The organism is Streptomyces sp. NBC_00597 (assembly GCF_041431095.1).
Classification (GTDB): domain Bacteria; phylum Actinomycetota; class Actinomycetes; order Streptomycetales; family Streptomycetaceae; genus Streptomyces.
Genome location: NZ_CP107758.1, coordinates 502,793 through 519,294, shown reverse-complemented (window position 1 = coordinate 519,294; position 16,502 = coordinate 502,793). Strand labels below are relative to the sequence as shown.

Below are 16,502 nucleotides of genomic sequence, written 5' to 3'. Positions count from 1 at the left end.
GACGAGGATCCCGTCGAAGATCTCGTCGCTTCCTCCGTCCCGCCAGACCTCGTGCTTCGATGGCCGGGACCGGCGAAGTGGCCAGGTACCCATGACGCCCCCGGTCGGCATGGGTCACGAAGTACTCGAAGCTCGCGTCATCGGGATAGTTGGCATGCACCAGTACAGCGGTGTGATCGTCGGCGAACGGTACCCGGAAGGCCGGCCGCGCTTCCTCGTTCATCAGCCCCGGGTAGGTCCATCAGCTCTTCGCCGGCGACAACCGGGCCCTCGTCGTATCCGTTGATCAGCACTCATCAAGGGTGCCAGGGCCCTATGACCGTGCGTCCCGTCCCTCCCCCCTCCCCCCCCCATCAAAGGAGCCCTCACTGACGCCGTCACGCGGGAAGCGGGCGCCCAGTGCGCCCCGCCTGAACGTTGCGCAAGCAGGAGGGTCGCGCGATGGGCAGTGGCCGTTGCCCGTCAACTGGCAACGCGGCCCGTTCGGTGTGCCGCCGGGGCGCTGATGGCCACTGAGCACCGCACTCGTCGCATGCCGCCGGCAGCACTGCTCCGTCACAACGTCGAAGTCAGCCAGGTTGGTGGGGGAACGTCAGCGAGCCTCGCACCCGTCCGGGGTAACGCCGCGCCAGGATGGGGAGCCCCGAGGGCCCCGACGCCCCGGGCGGGAGGAGAACGCATTGATCACCACGAACCTTCAGCGTCACGGCACGGTCCTGGTCAGCGTCATTGGGACACTCGACGAGAACGCGGGCCCGGCGCTCCAGAGGGCACTGGACGACGTCACCGCCGGCGAGCGGGACCTCGTGGTCGACCTGCACCGCGCGGAGTCCATGGACGCCAACGGCCTGCTCCACCTGCTGGCCCTGCACCGGCAGGCGGAGAATCTGGGTCTGCGCGTCCAGGTCGTTGGCTGGCAGCCCCAGCCCCAGCAGCTCATGGCCGATGTCGCGGGCATCCGCGGGCGCCACTCGGCCACGGGTGAGCGGTACACCGTGGTGGGCTTTCGCCGGCTGATCGAGCAACGCGCGCAGCGTGCACGGGACCTCTCGGACTTCGGTGCGGGATGGCTGTCCGGCGTATAGCCAGGCGGTCCAGTGTCCAGGCCGTTGACCAGCGCGCGCGTGCTCGGGCTATCCGGCGCGTTCCCTTGCTCGGCCGCCGGCCCGCGCCGTGGAGGGCGCCGTCTGCGACCTCTGGCGGGACGTATTCCGCTTCCCGTACGGCGTCCGGCGCGGCGGCATCTGTTCGCCGGGCCGGCCACACCGAGACGGTCCGGCTGACGGACCGCTCGGTGGAGCAGGCGAAGGCGGGCCTGGCCACAGCCGTAGCCCGCGAACCCGGTCCGAGCCAACGGCAGCCGAAATTTCGTAGCTTCCACGCGCAGGCCCCGACCTCATGGACTCGACGGATCAGGCTCGGCCCCTTCGACAAGACCTACTGCCTCGGCCCCAGAGGCAAGGAGTACGGCGAACCGCACGCACTGCTGGAACGAGCCCTCGACGAACCAGCGCATGAGAGGGAGGTGGTCTTCATCGTGGGACTTTCTCTGTTGGTGGCGTGGGGGTACCGAAGTCGAGGTCCTCGTCCGGCGGGTTCAGGGACCGGGCGATCGCCTTGTCCTGAGAGGCGATGACGGCACAGACGCACATGGCCGTGCCCAGGATGAGCAAGGGCCCAGTGCTCACCAGCGGCACTGGAGAAATGATGGCGCTACGAACCCGTACCGCGCCGGCGACTGCGGAGGTGTCGATCAGGCTGCGGATCGTGGACATCAGGAGCGGCTCGCGCACGCCCAGGCTGATGCCCAGCAGACTCACACCGATCAGCACGATCCACAGGTGGTAGATGCCCGCGAAGGCCATCGCTGTCAGAGGGCGGTATGAGAGCGTATAGGCGTTTTGTCGTCACCTGAACGTGTGGCGGTGCGGCATCTCGGCCGGTCGGCGGCCATGGGCCGCCGGTAGTGCCCTGGCCGCGATCGAACTCCTCACGCCGGGCCGCGCCGCAGCCCTCACGGGCGCATCGGAGTCGGGGGCGGTGCTCTTCGCCGCACTCGCCTGCGCCGGATTCATCTGCGCGGGTCTCGGCAGCCACCTCGCACCTCTGACCGCCCGGCTAGCAGGAAGCGGCGAGCGTGCCGTCATGGTGAGCCTCGGCACCAGCGCGAGCGGTCTGCTTCTGCTCGGCGCCACCGCAGCGTCCACAGGAGTGGGCTTCATGGTCCTCGCGGCTACCGGCTACGGCCTGGTCTACCTCGGGCTCGGCGCGGCGGGACCGAGTGAGAACGACATCCTGCACCGCCGTGTCACCAGTGAGGGCCGCGCCACCGCGTTGTCCGTCCAGTCTCTCGCTCTGCAGCTGACGGGAGCTCTCACCGGCTTGATCATCGGTGTCCTTCCGCCAAGCCCGCTGCCCTGGCTGCTGGGAGGCAACGTGCTGCTGGCAGGGGCTCTCCTGTGGACTCGCCGCAGCAAGCCCAATCCCCCGAGCCTCGCCGGCTCCAATCTGCACCACACGGATGCCAATCACTCTCACCAGGACGACCTGAAGACCGGGCGAGCCCGGTAGAAGCTGTACGCGAGTGAGCGCCCGAGGCCTCGCCTGTCCGCGAGCCCTCGGGCTGTTGCTCATCTACCGATTGATGAGCAAGATCGGCAAGCGGCTGCCCTCGGCTCGATCGGCGCCGGATCATGCCCATAAAACGGTGTCAGAAAATCGATGTGCTCAAGAACTTGAGGAGCACCGTTTTCTGTACGATCTGACGGGTGCAACGACCCCACGACGACGACACCGCCGATCTCCTCGCCCCCGTTCCGGCCGCACGGACCGGCGACCTCGTGGGATACGCCCGCGTGTCCACCAAGGGACAGTTGCTCGACCGGTAGATCCACGCCCTCACGGAAGCGGGGTGCATCCGGATCTTCGCCGACAAGAAGTCCGGCAAGAACGCTGAACGCGAGGAACTGTGGAAGGCCCTCGACTTCCTGCGCGAGGGCGACACTCTTGTTGTTCCGTCGCTGGACCGGCTCGGCCGCTCCCTCCAGGACCTCATCGCGATCGTGTCCGGCCTGCGTAAGCGTGGCGTCGGCTTCACCTCGCTGCACGAGGCTCTCGACACGACCACGAAGCTCACCGACAACGGCACCTGGAGCCGGCGGCCAGCCGCGGCCGCGACGGTACGCGCGGAGCGGTTACGGCCCTGGAGCGGGCCCCGGACGCGCGTCTTTCGCCGGAGCCTGGTGCGCGCCGAGGTCCTGGTCCATGACGAGCGCTTGCCCGCGGACCGCCGCCTGGCCGTCTCCCGCGATGCCGAGCGGGCCGCGACGGCCGCCGAGCCGGTCCGCCGCATCGCGCACCCGCTCCCCGGCCCGCCCGGCACCGGCTACCACCGGCTCAGCCCGGATCAGCACCGCTTGACCTTCGACGAGCTGATCGCCCCGACCTTCCTGCGCAAGGCCACCTCCCGCCCGGAACCCGCTGGTCGTCTACCTGGTTGGTGAGCCGGGCGCCCGGCAGCTGGAGGCGCGCCGGATGCTGCGCCGGGCGATGCGGCCGCGCACCGTCGTGCTGGACCCAGACCTGTTGCGCGGCCACCACCCGGACCACTTCCAGCTGGTCAACGCCCCCCCGCCTCGCCGACGAGCTAGTGAGGCCGGATGCCGAGGGCTGGCAGGGTGCGTACGCGAACGGCGCGGCGACCTGCTCATCGAGGCCGACTTCACCGGCGCCGCCGACTTCACGCTCAGCGCGGGCCGGTTCGCCCGGACCGACTACCGGATCGAGGTCGTGGCCCTGGCCGGGCCGACAGCCGGCAGCCGGCAGCCGGCAGCGGACCCTCGTCAACTACGCCCGCGCCCTGGAGCTCGACGACGTCACCGCGCTCCCCGCCCCGGCCGCGCACGCCAGGGCCTGCCAGGTGTCGGCCGACATCGTGGCGGCCGCGGCCGCCGACCCCGCCGTCAGCGCGGTCCGGGTGATCGACGGCGACCACCGGGCCCTGGGCCGGGACCGGTGGTCCGCCTGGGCCCTGGCCGCTGCCCGGCGCCGCCTCTACACCGCAGGAGAGGCCGCCCGCTTCCACTCCGTCCAGCGGGCGCTGCACCAAGTGCTGCCCCGCCTGCGGGAGGAGGCCGACGACGCCGTAGGCCAGGCGTACATCACCGTGCTCGCCGAAACCGTCGATGCCCTCCCTCTCATCACCCCGGCCAGCTACAGGCCCCAGCTGGATGTCCCCAGAGCCCTTGCAGCGCCCGGGCCGGGTAGGGACACCGTTGGTGTATTGGGCGTTTGCGCCAGGGCGCATGCCGGTCACCCAAGTCTCCTTCACCTACGCATGCTTGCGCCGGACCTGAAGCTGCTCGTCTCCTCAGGCCCGCGATCCTGGTCGCTTTTGCTGCCGAATAGTGAGCAGGCGTCAGATGATCACTCTAAAGGGCTAGGCGTCATCAACTCCACATGAATTGCGGTCACTTGACGCCCCATTTGGCGACGCGGGGCGCTCAGGGTACCCCATTCGGCCCTCTGCGCCAAATTTCCGGCATGTCGCGACATGAAAGTCATATGAGTAGTTAGTACTTTTACTCACGTACCGGTCGCACAGCCGGTTCCTCTGAGACAGGAGAAGTCGTATGAAGATCGCCCGCTCCACCGCGGTCACCGCGAGCATCGCGGCCGCCGCAGCCATGGCCGCGATGGGCATCACCTACGCCTCGGCCGCCTCCCAGCCGGAGCGGCCGGCCCCGGTTGTCCAGCAGGCGGCTGTGGCTCAGGCGCCCCTCGGCGGCGACCCGGCCAAGGGCAAGGGCAACGAGGACCGGGAGCGCTTCGAGGGCCGCCACCAGGAGGGCCGGATCAAGATCAACGAGCGGTCGTTCTCGGCCCACCCGGGCGACTGCATCACCGTCATCAGCGGCCTGGGCGCCAAGACCCTGAACATCCGCAACGACACCCGTAACACTGTCGAGGTCTTCGGCGGCGCGGTGTGCGACAACGGCGCGCCCATCGCCACGGTCGGTCCCCAGAGCCAGAGCAACGGCGTGAAGCCGGATTGCCACGAACACGACGGCGTCGAGGTCGAAAACGGCGTCGTGGGCAGCTTCCGGGTGGTCGAGCGTCACGACGCCAAGGACTGATCCTGATTCCGACGGCATAGCAGGGAGTCCCGGCCCGCCGAAATCGGGCCGGGCTCCCAGTCCGGGCACCCACCCGGAGCGTTCTCCGGGCCGGGGCCCGGACTGGAACCATTGTCCGACAGCCCCCGCCCCTGCGCACGCCCCGCCGGAGCCGGAGAGCAGGTGCGGCAACCGCGCCCCAGCAGCCGCCCTCCCCCCTCACCGGCCGGCTCGCCGGGTGATTCCCGCCAGAACACCTCGCGTTGGCGCCCGCCCAAGGGCAACGGCCGCCGACTCCTTCCCGGCGTTCGGGCACACCCGGCCGGGTGACGAAGACGCGAGCCGCGCCCCATGCACCACCGCCTCGCCCCCGCCCGCAACCGAACTGGCGACCAGCCGCCGGAGCAGCACCCGCAGGGCCCTGATCCTGGATCTTGGACACTCGAGACACTCGATCTTGAGGATCCGAGAGCGGATATCTCGTGGTCATGAAGCACTATCCCGCTGAGTTCAAGGCGAACGCGGTCGCTCCGTACACCACTCGGCCCAAAGCGACGATCAGGCAGGCCACGGCCGAACTGGGAGCCAATCCGCAGACGCTGCAGAACTCGATACGCAACCCGGGGACCGGCCGTGGTCGGGACCGGGCCAAGCAGTCCGTACAGCCGCAGTCACCACTGGAGGCCAAGCTCACGGCTACGTGACCCACGACGCGGGCGGCCACTGCGCCGAGATCACCGCCTCGGCCCGGACGCTGACCTTCGAGCGGGACGCGGCCGGCCGTGAACTGACGCGTGCGGATGTACCTCACAGCCGAGCCGAAGCCGGTGATCCGCCGCATGGCCGAGGAGCTCGGCGTGCACCACGAGGCCCTGCGCAACCGGATCCGGCAGGCGGAAGCCGACGCCGGCGAGCGGGACGTCGGCCCGACCCTCATCACTTGCGGACTGCCCGCAGCGCATCCCACCTGAGGCCCAGGGTCGCCGCCTGTGCCACTGCGTGCCAGTCAGGGCGGTGAACAACGGCCATCAGAGTGCGGTACGCGACCTCATGTCGGGCTTGTCGTCGCTCGATAGGGTGATGTTGGGGCATCGTGGCCGGTCAGGCGTTCGGGGTTCGCTCGGGTGGCGGAATGAGTGATCGCAAGCCGTACTCGAGTGTGATGGTCACGGACCTCGATACGGCTGAGGCCCAGGTACTCGCCCTCGGTGCGACGCTGCTGGATGGTTCGGACAAGCCGATCGGTTACCGCGTCTACGAGGACCCCGTCGGCCATCCCTTCTGCCTGATCACTCCCGAGGGAGCCTGACCTTTTCTGTACGATCTGACGGGTGCAACGACCCCACGACGACGACACCGCCGATCTCCTCGCCCCCGTTCCGGCCGCACGGACCGGCGACCTCGTGGGATACGCCCGCGTGTCCACCAAGGGACAGTTGCTCGACCGGTAGATCCACGCCCTCACGGAAGCGGGGTGCATCCGGATCTTCGCCGACAAGAAGTCCGGCAAGAACGCTGAACGCGAGGAACTGTGGAAGGCCCTCGACTTCCTGCGCGAGGGCGACACTCTTGTTGTTCCGTCGCTGGACCGGCTCGGCCGCTCCCTCCAGGACCTCATCGCGATCGTGTCCGGCCTGCGTAAGCGTGGCGTCGGCTTCACCTCGCTGCACGAGGCTCTCGACACGACCACGGCCGGCGGGCGCCTGGTCTTCCACGTGTTCGCGGCTCTCGCCGAGTTCATCCGCGAACTCATCGTGCAAGGCACCAACGAAGGCTTGGACGCCGCCCGCGCCCGCGGCGCCCGGCTCGGCCGCCCGCCGGCGATGACCGAGGAACAGGTACGTCACGCCCGCGATCTGCTCGCCCGTCCGGAGAACACGGTCACCTCGATTGCGAAGCTCCTCGGCGTCTCCCGCAACACCATCTACAACTACGTGCCCGAACTGAGGGGCGGCCGCCTCGCACTCGCCGAGACGACCAGTACGGCGGCACTGCCCCGACCCTCCAGGGCAAAGGACTGATCACCGTCGTTTGCGGCTGGTGACGATCCTGCTGGCCAATTCCGTTGGGGGCGGATCCTTTGAAGGGAAAGGGCCCCTGCTGAGTTGGGCCGTGGCTATGAAGCGTCGGCGTAGGCGAGATGGGTGCCGCAGACCGTGCAGCGGAAGAGCATGGCGCTTGCCCCCTGCCCGAGGTGGGTCAGGAAGGTGTCGAGCTGGGACGCGTCGTGCCAACCGCTCATCCGAAGGTCGAGTCGAAGCTGGTCGAGGGCCTCGGGGTGGGCTGCCAGTTCGGTGTATCCGACCTCGCCGATGAAGGCGGCCGCGTCGTTGCAGTGGACAAGCCAGTGCGGATCCTGCCAGGCGTGGAAACCGGGGGTGCGGCGGGTGACCTGCACCAGGGTCTCCTCGCTGACGCTGTCGAGCCCGTATGCGTCGGTAAATTCACCTTCGAATCGTTCAGCGGCACTGCCGTCGGCGATGCACCAGGGGCAGAACCTCCCGCTGACATCCTGGGCCGTGAAGAAAGTAGCGGTGTAGATCCACCCCGTATTGAGGTTGCAGCAGGCGCAGGTCTCGGCGCTCTCGCGGATGGACTCGCTTGCGACGGGGTCGGGGTGGTAGCGGAAGTAGGGCAGGTTGGTACTCACTGGTGAGCCCGCCGTTGCATGGAGAGGTCCGCTTCGACGCCGGTGGTCTGTGTGTCGACGGGCAAGCCTGTGAACCTCATGAGCCGCAGTCTCTCTGCAAGCAGGCCCGTGATCAACCGGTGAGGTTGAAGTCCTGCTGGTCGAGTCGGGCGAGGTGGCTGGTGCGGGTTCGGTCGAGGGGATGGCCGTTCCACCAGGCGTCGAGGCGGATGAGGTTGAGCGCGACCGCTGAGAACGAGTGTTCCAGGTGAGTCTTCTTCAGGCCGCGGTAGCGGGCGCGTTTCATACCGGTGACGGCCATGGCCTGGTGGATGGTGCCCTCGACGCCGGCGCGGGTGGCGTACTTGGCCCGCCATTCCTGGCTGGTCTGCTGGGCGCGGGCCTCATCGAGGACCTGTTGCTGCTCGCGGGCGCGCAGGGAGAGTGTGCGGCCGCCGTTTTTGGCCCGTGTGCACTTGTCTCGGACCGGGCATGGCTGGCAGGTCTCCTTGTCGAACTTGACCACGATGGCCTTGGTACCGCGTTGGACGGTGGGGCTCCACCAGGTGCTGGTGTGTCCTCGCGGGCAGGTGGCCTGCCGGTTGTCCCAGTCGATGGCGAAGGCGGTGCGACCGAAGCCAGCACCGGAGCGGGCCTGGGGTGAGCTGTCCAACAGGACCGGGGTGACCAGGGTGACGCCAAAGCCCTCCTTCATACCGACGATCAGCTCGGCGGAGGGGTAGCCGGAGTCCAGATAATGCTCGGCGGGCAGCAGGTCGCGGGCGGCGAGCATGCGGTGGATCGACTCGGTCATCTCCGCGTCGGTCACGGTGGCGTCGGTGGTCGCGATGTTGGTAATGATGCGCAGTGGGCTGGCCGCACCCGATCCGGAGGCGAGAGCAGTCCCGCCGACAGCCGGGAGGATCTCCTCCTCCGGGTCGCAGGTCTCGCTGATGTGAACCTTGTAGCCGGTCCACCATGAGCCCTGTTTGAGGCCGTAGCGCGCGTCCAGGTCATACGGTGAGGTCAGACGCAGTCTGCTCGGCGGGAGGTCCTCGCTCTCCCGCCGCTGCACCTTCCGCCCGGTCTCGGTGACCGTTCGCGTGTAGTTCTGCACCCACACCATCCGCAGGATCTGCACTGCGGGAAGTTCTCGCAGCCACACCGGAGCGCCTGCGGTATGCGCAGCTTCCAGAAGCGCGAGCCGTCCTGGCCGTAGGCCAGTGCCATCTCGGTGCGCTTGGCCTGGGAAGAAGGCAGCTGCCAGGAGTCGATTCGCGGCCCGTACCGCTCTGTCCACTGTGGGATCGGTACCACCTCGGATAGCCAGCCGGGTGCCGCGCAGGCCAGAGCCTCCAGGGCGGCACGTAGGGTTTCGCCGGCCAGCTCCAGGCGGTTCAGGTCGCGCACCGCGGCGAGCACGCGAGTGGAGTCCGTCCGCTGCTGCCCGTCGGCCTTCACCAGGCCCTTGCTCTTCAATGCAGCCAGCAGCAGGTCCAAGGCCCGTTCCTCCAGGTTGTGCGCCACCAGACGAGCGCGGAACTCGGACAGGACCGACGCGTCGAAACCTGGATCGTCCAGGTCCAGGCCCAGCGCGTACTTGAAGTCCATCCCGAACCGCACCCGATGCGCCGCGGCCCGGTCGGTGAGGTTCTCAGCGAACTGCAGCACCGTCACCAGTGCCAGCTGCCCCGGCGACCACCCTTGCCGGCCTCGCACCCCGAACGCCTGGGCGAACTCGACATCCGCGAACAACTCGCCGAGCTCGTCACGGACCCGCATCGCCAACGGATACGGCCCTTTCGCCGCCGCGGCCCGCGCTGCCCTCCCGGTCGTTTCCGGCACCTGCGGCCACGGCCGCGCCCGCATCGACACCCCACACCCCACCCCGCGACCGCAGACGGAAGAACACGACCGCTACATGACCAACGAGCGTCACGACCGACCAGCAACGGAATTGGCCAGCAGGATCGGTGACACGGTTCTTACCGGCACCCCAACTGGGCTTCTCACTCTCCGGCGTGGCTGGCTGCGCGTGCCAGAGGCCGCAATTTGCGGGCGGCGGGCCAGCGGGCAGTACGCTGCGTGATGATTTCCAGACACCGGGTCGCCTGACCGCGGCGGCCGCAGAGCTTCGTGCCCGGTTCGAGCAGTGACTCGTTCGACGGGCAACGGCTCCACCAACTCCTCACGGCCGGCTCCCACCCCGACTCGTCGCCCACGAACTCCTCATCCATTTCGAGATCGACCCTTGTGGTCTGGGTGGGCCACTGGCCGGCGCCGTTGTCCCGGGACGGTTCGGGACTGGTGTCCCTGGTGCCTGGGACACAAGGCGTCCGATGATTCGGCAGGTCCGGAAACACCGGGATGAATCGGATGAAGGAGTAAGGCGATGGCAGTGCAGACCGTGCGGCTTCCGCAATTTTCCCTCGCGGCCCTCAACGAGAGTGAGGTCCCGCAGGTCATGACCGATTCGGCGGCCGAACGAGCGTGGGTCCCCGCCTACAACGCTCAGCTGACTCCCGCGACCGCCGCGTAGCCAGCGCCGAGGCCGTCCCCTGCGGCGGTCTGATCACGGAGTCGATCCCCTCGAACTGAGGGTCAGCACAGCGGTGGTTCGACGTCTCTACGGCGGCCTGCCGCCGTGCGCCTCCGGTGGGGCGTCGCTCACGCTGCACGAACAGAAAGAAGGCTTCGTTGTGGGCATTGGCTCCCCGCGTACTGCGGAGGACGTACTCGCGCGGGACAGTCTCTTCGGAGACTCCACCGCGATCGCAACGAGGAATCTCGCCAGGTATCGTGTCGGCCTCTCGCTCTTGGGCGTCCGCAGTGCACGGCATTCTGACGCTCTGCACGCGCTGTCCGCGGAGCCCGCCGAAGGTCTGTTGCCCCTCCTGGGTGACCCCGTCCTGCGCAATGCCTTCGAGGACGACGTGGCCCGCCTGGAGAACGGCGTGTTCACCGAGAGCTCGCTCGGCGACATTCTCGCGGCCTGGCCAGCCCCGGCAACCGACGGCATCGGTCCGTGCGAGAGCATGATGAAGGTTCCGGCGCGTCCGTGGCCCAACGTCTCCGCAAGCTGGGTGTGGACCGGACTGGAGTCGTCTCAGTCCGGGCAGCCGGTTGCCAGAAGGGTGCGGGTGCTGTGCCGCAACAGCTTCGAAGGCTCCGATCGCGACGAGCCGTTGGAAGCCACACCGGAGATGGTCCACGCTCTGCAGGAGGGCGCGAACCTGCTCACCGCGCTACTGCCCGAGCTGGGGGTGAGTGTGCTGCAGCACGTTTCGCTCATCGGGTTCAGTGACGGTGAATCGCCGGACGGTCCGCTGCAGTCGCTGTCGGGCGGCGACCCGCTCCCGTCCGCCTTGCTGATGTCGCCGAGCCGATTGAGCGACCCTTGGAAGACGGCCGAGACACTGCTGCACGAGGCGGCGCACCTGAAGCTCTTTGACGTGCTGCGCTCGTGTTCGCTGGTCCAGGACGGTTCGGCCCGGGTCGCCATTCCGTGGCGGATGACCTCATGGACCTTCATCCGGGTGCTGGTGGCGCTGCACTTCTACGCCCACCTGACCGTGTTTCAGGCAGCGGCGCGTGGGGCTTCCGCTGAGGTCATCGCCCGTTACGGCCCCCCTCCCACGGCCGAGGAGATCGACGAGCCGACCCCGGGCAGTCAAGCGGCGGCCGCCGGCACGCACCGCACCGGATTCGAGCGCTTGGTCTACCTGGCGGAGCAGGCTCTGTGTGCCGATCACGGGCAGCTGACGAAAGAGGGCCGTCGCTTCGTCCACTGGTTGCTCGACAGCATCGAGTGGGGCGAGCAGTCGGTCCGCTCCCCGGTCCCCGCCGTGACGGGTGCGCGGTCAGCGGAGGTCGCCACCACAGCGAGCGATCGGGCCGTCGTCACCGGCGGCGTCTTCGTACGTTCCGAACCCACGATCCTGTGGGAGCTGCCTGAGCTGCGGCAGCTGTTGGTGGTGCGACCCGACACGGCTGGATTCCACTGGCTCGACGCCCACGCCTGGGTCGTCTACGCCTTGTGCGACGGGGTACCGCTGGCAACCCTCGCAGAACGATACCGATTGGCGGTGGACGGCCCGTTGAGCGAGGAGACCGCCCTCAGGCAGGCCCGGGCATGCCTGAGCCTGCTGATCGGGGCAGGCCTGGTGTCCCAGGTGGACGAGTGATCCACCATGCCGCACTCGGACGAGGCGGCGTCTGTCCGGAACTCAGGCCTCGCTGAGTAGGCGCATCATCTGGAGACCGCGCGGGCTCCGCTGCCCCGTGTTCGAGGAGCGGGGTGGCGGCCTGCTCGGCACGTTCCGCTCCCGGCGGCACGGCAGCCCCCTTCTTCCGGCAGCCGCTACTGGTTCAGACGCAGTTGTGCGGGGCAGATTTTGTGGGCCCACAACAAGGAGCGCCTCGAAGCCCTGGCCGCGTACCTGGGCGCCCGGCTGCGCGAGCGTCATGCCTCCCCGACGAGGGTGATGTTTGCCCGGCTTCCGGTCAGCAAGAAGTCCGCGGAGCACCGTGACGAAGTGCTGGCCGGCCTGGCCACACAGGGAAAACCCGCTCAGCTCACCACCCCCACCGACCGCTGCGACGCGGCGACCGCCCGCGCTGGCTCGAACGGCGTCGACGGCCTTCCCCTAATCTCCGTGGTGTGGCCGGGCGCCAGTTCCGTTTCCGGCAGCAGGTTCGCCAGTGGGTGAACGGGCTGCCGGCAGCGTAGGCAGCGGCGACGGACCGGAGGGCGACGCAGACGATTGACGGCAATCGGGCTTGACCGGCCGCAGACCGGTGTTCGTGACGCGCTCGTGGAACCGGACGGTGCGTGTGCCGGACCACGTCGGTCTCGGGCGGCACGAACGGCACGGTGAACATCAGCGGTGACGCGGACGCGAGATGCGGACAGCACTCGGCGCACTGGGACAAGGCCTCTGCAAGCGGTTGCGCGGGAGAACCCTAGTCATACCCGCGACGTACCGTCGTTGCGCGTCGTCTTGCACTCTCACACGGTGTCAGGTGGTGATGTCGGTCCTGCGACCGGCGACCGCCGCGCCAGCCTGAGGAGGAAGGCTTCCCGTGACACGAGCGACGGAACAAGTTCGGGTATTCCTGGTTGAACAGAATCCGATTCTCCGCATCGGCATCGCCACGATACTGACGGACAGCACGGTGCGCCTGGTCGGGGAGGCTCCGGATACGGAAACCTGCCTGGAACGAATTGAGGCAGCCAGCCCGGACGTGGTGCTCCAGGATCTCGACGCAGCGGGAGACTCAGCACCCGTCGCCGTGCGCTCCCTCCTGGAGCAGCGCCCGGGAGTCCGGGTCATCGGGACTGGCACGGCCACCGCGGGCTGCGCCGAACTGGCGCTGGCCATCCTGGTCGCCGGCGCCCACGGGTACCTGTTGAAAAACACAGAGCCGGCCATGCTCCTCGACGCCCTCAGAATCGTCCGTGGCGGCGGCGTCGTCCTCAGCCCCGGTGTTGGTCGCGGGCTTCCATCGCTGCTCAAGCCAATCACCCACACGGCTCGGGCACTTGCGAATCCAGCTCTCTCCACGCTCACGGCCCGTGAGTACGACGTGCTCCGACTTATCGGGCACGGCTACAACAACGGGTACATCGCTCGAAAATTATTACTTTCCGATAAAACCGTACGCAACTATGTCTCAGTCATTCTGGCCAAACTGGGGGCCGGCAGCCGCAGTGAGGCCATCGTGACCGCTCGAACAGCCGGCCTCGTGGCGGCGGCCGGATGAGTGTTCGTCGACCGTCCGGTCCCCCGCCTGACAGGAGGGCGTTCTGCCGTGGTTACTCGAAGGAGAGGGAGCCCTGGCCGGGCTGGCTGAGGTAGTTCTGCCAGCCGGCGGAGAGGGGGAGGTTGGCGCCGAAGCTGGTGCCGGAGCCCAGATGGGTGGCGACGGTGCCGTCAGTACCCTGGATGATCAGGTCGGCCTTGCCGTCACCGTTGATGTCCGCGTAGTAGAGCCGACCCTGGCCGGGCTGGCTGAGGTAGTTCTGCCATCCGGCGGACAGCGGCAAGTTGGCGCCGAAACTCGTGCCCGATCCGAGGTGGGTGGCGATCGTGCCGTCAGTACCCTGGATGACGAGGTCGGCCTTACCGTCACCGTTGATGTCCGGGAACGAAAGGCGGCCCTGGCCGGCCTGGCTGAGGTAGTTCTGCCACCCCGACGACAACGGCAAGTTGGCGCCGAAACTCGTGCCCGATCCGAGGTGGGTGGCGATCGTTCCGTCAGTACCCTGGATGACGAGGTCGGCCTTACCGTCACCGTTGATGTCCGGGAACGAGAGACGGCCCTGGCCGGGCTGGCCGAGGTAGTTCTGCCACCCCGAGGAGATCGGCACGTTCGCACCGAAACTGGTACCGGATCCGTTGTTGAAGTGGACGCCGATCGCACCGTCGGTGCCGTGCACGAGCAGGTCCTTCTTGCCGTCACCGTCGATGTCGGCGTAGTACAGCCGTCCCTGACCGGCCCCACCCAGGAAGTTCTGCCAGCCGGCACTGACCGTCGTACTCGCACCGAAGCTCGTCCCGGATCCCCCACGAAGACCGATCGTGCCGTCCGTGCTCAACACCATCAGATCGGCCTTGCCATCACCCGAGATGTCCGCATGGGTGGAGGCGGGAGGGTACGGGTCGGCGTGGTCGTTGCCGAGGCCGGCTTGGGGACCGCAGGTGGGCCATGCACCTTGGCCCTGAGAGGCGAGCACCTTTTCGGCGATGAGGATCTGTTGCTGCTTGGTGGCCAGATCGGCGCGGACGGCGTAGCCCGTTCCGCCGTAGGAGTTCCAGGTGCCGGCGGTGAACTGCAGGCCGCCGTAAAAGCCGTTGCCGCTGTTGATGGACCAGTTGCCGCCGCTCTCACAGTTGGCGACCTTGTCCCATGTGGTGACGGACGCTGCCTGCGCCGCGGTGCCGGAGCCGAGGAGCGGCGGGAGCGCGAGGGGGGCGGCGGCGAGGGCGAGCACGGCCTTGCGGACGCTGGGCGATATTGACACAGGGTTTCTTCCCATCAGGAAACAGGTGCGGCGGGCTGGACAGGGCGGGCAGGCCGGTGCTCCGGGGGGACGGTGCAGTCCCCCCGGAGCACGGGGTCGGTTACTCGAAGGAGAGGGAGCCCTGGCCGGGCTGGCTGAGGTAGTTCTGCCAGCCGGCGGAGAGGGGGAGGTTGGCGCCGAAGCTGGTGCCGGAGCCCAGATGGGTGGCGACGGTGCCGTCAGTGCCCTGGATGATCAGGTCGGCCTTGCCGTCACCGTTGATGTCCGCGTAGTAGAGCCGACCCTGGCCGGGCTGGCTGAGGTAGTTCTGCCACCCCGACGACAGCGGCAAGTTGGCGCCGAAACTCGTGCCCGATCCGAGGTGGGTGGCGATCGTGCCGTCAGTGCCCTGGATGACGAGGTCGGCCTTACCGTCACCGTTGATGTCCGGGAACGAGAGACGGCCCTGGCCGGCCTGGCTGAGGTAGTTCTGCCATCCGGCGGACAGCGGCAAGTTGGCGCCGAAACTCGTGCCCGATCCGAGGTGGGTGGCGATCGTGCCGTCAGTGCCCTGGATGACGAGGTCGGCCTTACCGTCACCGTTGATGTCCGGGAACGAGAGACGGCCCTGGCCGGGCTGGCCGAGGTAGTTCTGCCACCCCGAGGAGATCGGCACGTTCGCACCGAAGCTAGTACCGGATCCGTTGTTGAAGTGGACGCCGATCGCACCGTCGGTGCCGTGCACGAGCAGGTCCTTCTTGCCGTCACCGTCAATGTCGGCGTAGTACAGCCGTCCCTGACCGGCCCCACCCAGGAAGTTCTGCCAGCCGGCACTGACCGTCGTACTCGCACCGAAGCTCGTCCCGGACCCCCCACGAAGACCGATCGTGCCGTCCGTGCTCAACACCATCAGATCGGCCTTGCCATCACCCGAGATGTCCGCATGGGTGTTGGTGTCCTGGATGTTGTCGTAGCGGCGGGGGCTGAAGGTGCCGTGGCCGCTGTAGTAGGGGTAAGGGATGCTGTGATGGATGGCACCGCTACTACCGGACTCCTCCAACGCGTCGTACGTGGAGTGATCGGAGCTGGTCCATCCGTTGAAGATGACGACATGGCCGCTGGCGCCCGAGTCGGGGTTGAGGAGGATGTCGCCCGGCTTGAGGGACTCCTTGGCGATGGAGGAGGTGTAGTTCAGCAGGGTGCCGGTGGTCTCACCCCAGTTGGTCCCGCTGGAGGCGTTCAGGTGCCAGGCCATGGAGACGAAGCCGGAGCAGTCCGTCCGGTACTTGCCGTTGGAGTCCGTGCGGTAGCTGGTCATGCTGTACGGCACGCCTGCGTCGACCCATGACTGGGCCCGGTCGATGACCTCTGCCCGGCTGATGCTGCCGCCTGCCGAGGAGTCCGCGGCCAGGGTGGCGAAGGCGCCAACGGCTACGGGTGCCGCGGCCTTCCCCGATCCGGCGGCTGCGGCCAATTGCGCCGCTGAGGCGGTGGTCGGGTTGGGAACCGTCGGGGTGAATTGGGTCAGAAAGCCCGGGTTCGCCGTGCTGGACGCGGCAGCGGCGGACGGCGTCGGAGTATCGGCGGCGGCTTGGCCGAGCGTCGCAACGGTGACCGCACCGACGACCGCTATGGACAGGGCGAGGCGACTAATCATGACCATGTCAGAATCCTTGATGTTCGCAAGCGGCGGAGGATCTCCGGGTACGGAGATCCAAGAGGTGGAACTGCGAAGAGAGTGGGAGGGATCGCTGTC

At 68.0% G+C, this 16,502-nt stretch carries 18 protein-coding genes and 1 pseudogene; 13 read left to right on the top strand and 6 right to left on the bottom strand.

From position 1 onward, the window contains the following. Positions 1-680 precede the first annotated feature (680 nt). Positions 681-1,085, top strand: a complete 405-nt coding sequence (locus OG974_RS31990) for an STAS domain-containing protein (RefSeq protein ID WP_327286385.1) — start codon at positions 681-683, stop codon at positions 1,083-1,085. A 447-nt stretch (positions 1,086-1,532) separates the two neighbouring features. Here the strand turns inward: OG974_RS31990 and OG974_RS31985 are convergent, their stop codons facing one another. Beyond that, positions 1,533-1,865 (bottom strand): hypothetical protein, encoded by a 333-nt coding sequence (locus tag OG974_RS31985; RefSeq protein ID WP_327286384.1) that lies wholly within the window; start codon positions 1,863-1,865, stop codon positions 1,533-1,535. A 175-nt stretch (positions 1,866-2,040) separates the two neighbouring features. On the opposite strand from OG974_RS31985, the gene OG974_RS31980 reads away from it, so the two are divergent. The 8 genes and pseudogenes from OG974_RS31980 to OG974_RS31945 all read left to right on the top strand — a co-directional run bounded on the left by OG974_RS31980 (position 2,041) and on the right by OG974_RS31945 (position 7,135). Beyond that, positions 2,041-2,571, top strand: a complete 531-nt coding sequence (locus OG974_RS31980; RefSeq protein ID WP_327286383.1) for a hypothetical protein — start codon at positions 2,041-2,043, stop codon at positions 2,569-2,571. Positions 2,572-2,888: 317 nt separating this feature from the next. Beyond that, positions 2,889-3,128 (top strand): annotated as a pseudogene (locus OG974_RS31975) (recombinase family protein); the annotation flags it as partial. A 352-nt stretch (positions 3,129-3,480) separates the two neighbouring features. Continuing rightward, a complete protein-coding gene (locus tag OG974_RS31970) occupies positions 3,481-4,266 on the top strand; it encodes a zeta toxin family protein (protein ID WP_371647368.1) in 786 nt (261 codons plus the stop codon). A 365-nt stretch (positions 4,267-4,631) separates the two neighbouring features. After that, a complete protein-coding gene (locus OG974_RS31965; RefSeq protein WP_327286381.1) occupies positions 4,632-5,135 on the top strand; it encodes a hypothetical protein in 504 nt (167 codons plus the stop codon). A gap of 467 nt (positions 5,136-5,602) precedes the next feature. Continuing rightward, on the top strand, positions 5,603-5,818 hold the full coding sequence (locus OG974_RS31960) for a hypothetical protein (RefSeq protein WP_266636490.1): 216 nt from the start codon (positions 5,603-5,605) through the stop codon (positions 5,816-5,818). 96 nt (positions 5,819-5,914) lie between these two features. After that, a complete protein-coding gene (locus OG974_RS31955; protein ID WP_266636488.1) occupies positions 5,915-6,085 on the top strand; it encodes a hypothetical protein in 171 nt (56 codons plus the stop codon). A gap of 191 nt (positions 6,086-6,276) precedes the next feature. Next, a complete protein-coding gene (locus OG974_RS31950; protein WP_371647286.1) occupies positions 6,277-6,423 on the top strand; it encodes a VOC family protein in 147 nt (48 codons plus the stop codon). A 142-nt stretch (positions 6,424-6,565) separates the two neighbouring features. Beyond that, positions 6,566-7,135 (top strand): recombinase family protein, encoded by a 570-nt coding sequence (locus OG974_RS31945; protein ID WP_327286560.1) that lies wholly within the window; start codon positions 6,566-6,568, stop codon positions 7,133-7,135. Positions 7,136-7,230: 95 nt separating this feature from the next. Here OG974_RS31945 and OG974_RS31940 read toward each other — a convergent pair whose 3' ends face one another. The 3 genes from OG974_RS31940 to OG974_RS31930 all read right to left on the bottom strand — a co-directional run bounded on the left by OG974_RS31940 (position 7,231) and on the right by OG974_RS31930 (position 9,612). Further along, the gene (locus OG974_RS31940) at positions 7,231-7,764 is read right to left on the bottom strand and encodes a CbrC family protein (protein WP_331730105.1); all 534 of its coding nucleotides are present in this window, start codon (positions 7,762-7,764) and stop codon (positions 7,231-7,233) included. A 112-nt stretch (positions 7,765-7,876) separates the two neighbouring features. Then, positions 7,877-8,884 carry a transposase gene (locus tag OG974_RS31935; RefSeq protein WP_371647284.1) on the bottom strand — a complete coding sequence of 336 codons (1,008 nt, stop codon included), beginning with the start codon at positions 8,882-8,884 and terminating at the stop codon, positions 7,877-7,879. Then, positions 8,770-9,612 carry a transposase gene (locus tag OG974_RS31930; RefSeq protein ID WP_371647366.1) on the bottom strand — a complete coding sequence of 281 codons (843 nt, stop codon included), beginning with the start codon at positions 9,610-9,612 and terminating at the stop codon, positions 8,770-8,772. The genes OG974_RS31935 and OG974_RS31930 overlap by 115 nt, the downstream gene beginning before the upstream one ends. Before the next feature lie 523 nt (positions 9,613-10,135). On the opposite strand from OG974_RS31930, the gene OG974_RS31925 reads away from it, so the two are divergent. From OG974_RS31925 to OG974_RS31910, 4 genes are all read left to right on the top strand, one after another. After that, positions 10,136-10,282, top strand: a complete 147-nt coding sequence (locus OG974_RS31925) for a hypothetical protein (protein WP_327286377.1) — start codon at positions 10,136-10,138, stop codon at positions 10,280-10,282. A gap of 73 nt (positions 10,283-10,355) precedes the next feature. Next, positions 10,356-11,927, top strand: coding sequence for an HEXXH motif-containing putative peptide modification protein (locus OG974_RS31920; protein WP_327286376.1), 1,572 nt, complete (start codon positions 10,356-10,358; stop codon positions 11,925-11,927). Positions 11,928-12,137: 210 nt separating this feature from the next. Then, positions 12,138-12,452, top strand: a complete 315-nt coding sequence (locus OG974_RS31915) for a hypothetical protein (RefSeq protein ID WP_331735265.1) — start codon at positions 12,138-12,140, stop codon at positions 12,450-12,452. A gap of 373 nt (positions 12,453-12,825) precedes the next feature. Further along, a complete protein-coding gene (locus OG974_RS31910; RefSeq protein WP_329316898.1) occupies positions 12,826-13,506 on the top strand; it encodes a response regulator transcription factor in 681 nt (226 codons plus the stop codon). A 52-nt stretch (positions 13,507-13,558) separates the two neighbouring features. On the opposite strand, the gene OG974_RS31905 is transcribed toward OG974_RS31910, so the two are convergent. Then, on the bottom strand, positions 13,559-14,767 hold the full coding sequence (locus OG974_RS31905; RefSeq protein ID WP_329316896.1) for a transglycosylase family protein: 1,209 nt from the start codon (positions 14,765-14,767) through the stop codon (positions 13,559-13,561). 100 nt (positions 14,768-14,867) lie between these two features. Beyond that, positions 14,868-16,409, bottom strand: coding sequence for an FG-GAP-like repeat-containing protein (locus OG974_RS31900; protein ID WP_331735261.1), 1,542 nt, complete (start codon positions 16,407-16,409; stop codon positions 14,868-14,870). Positions 16,410-16,502: the final 93 nt, after the last annotated feature.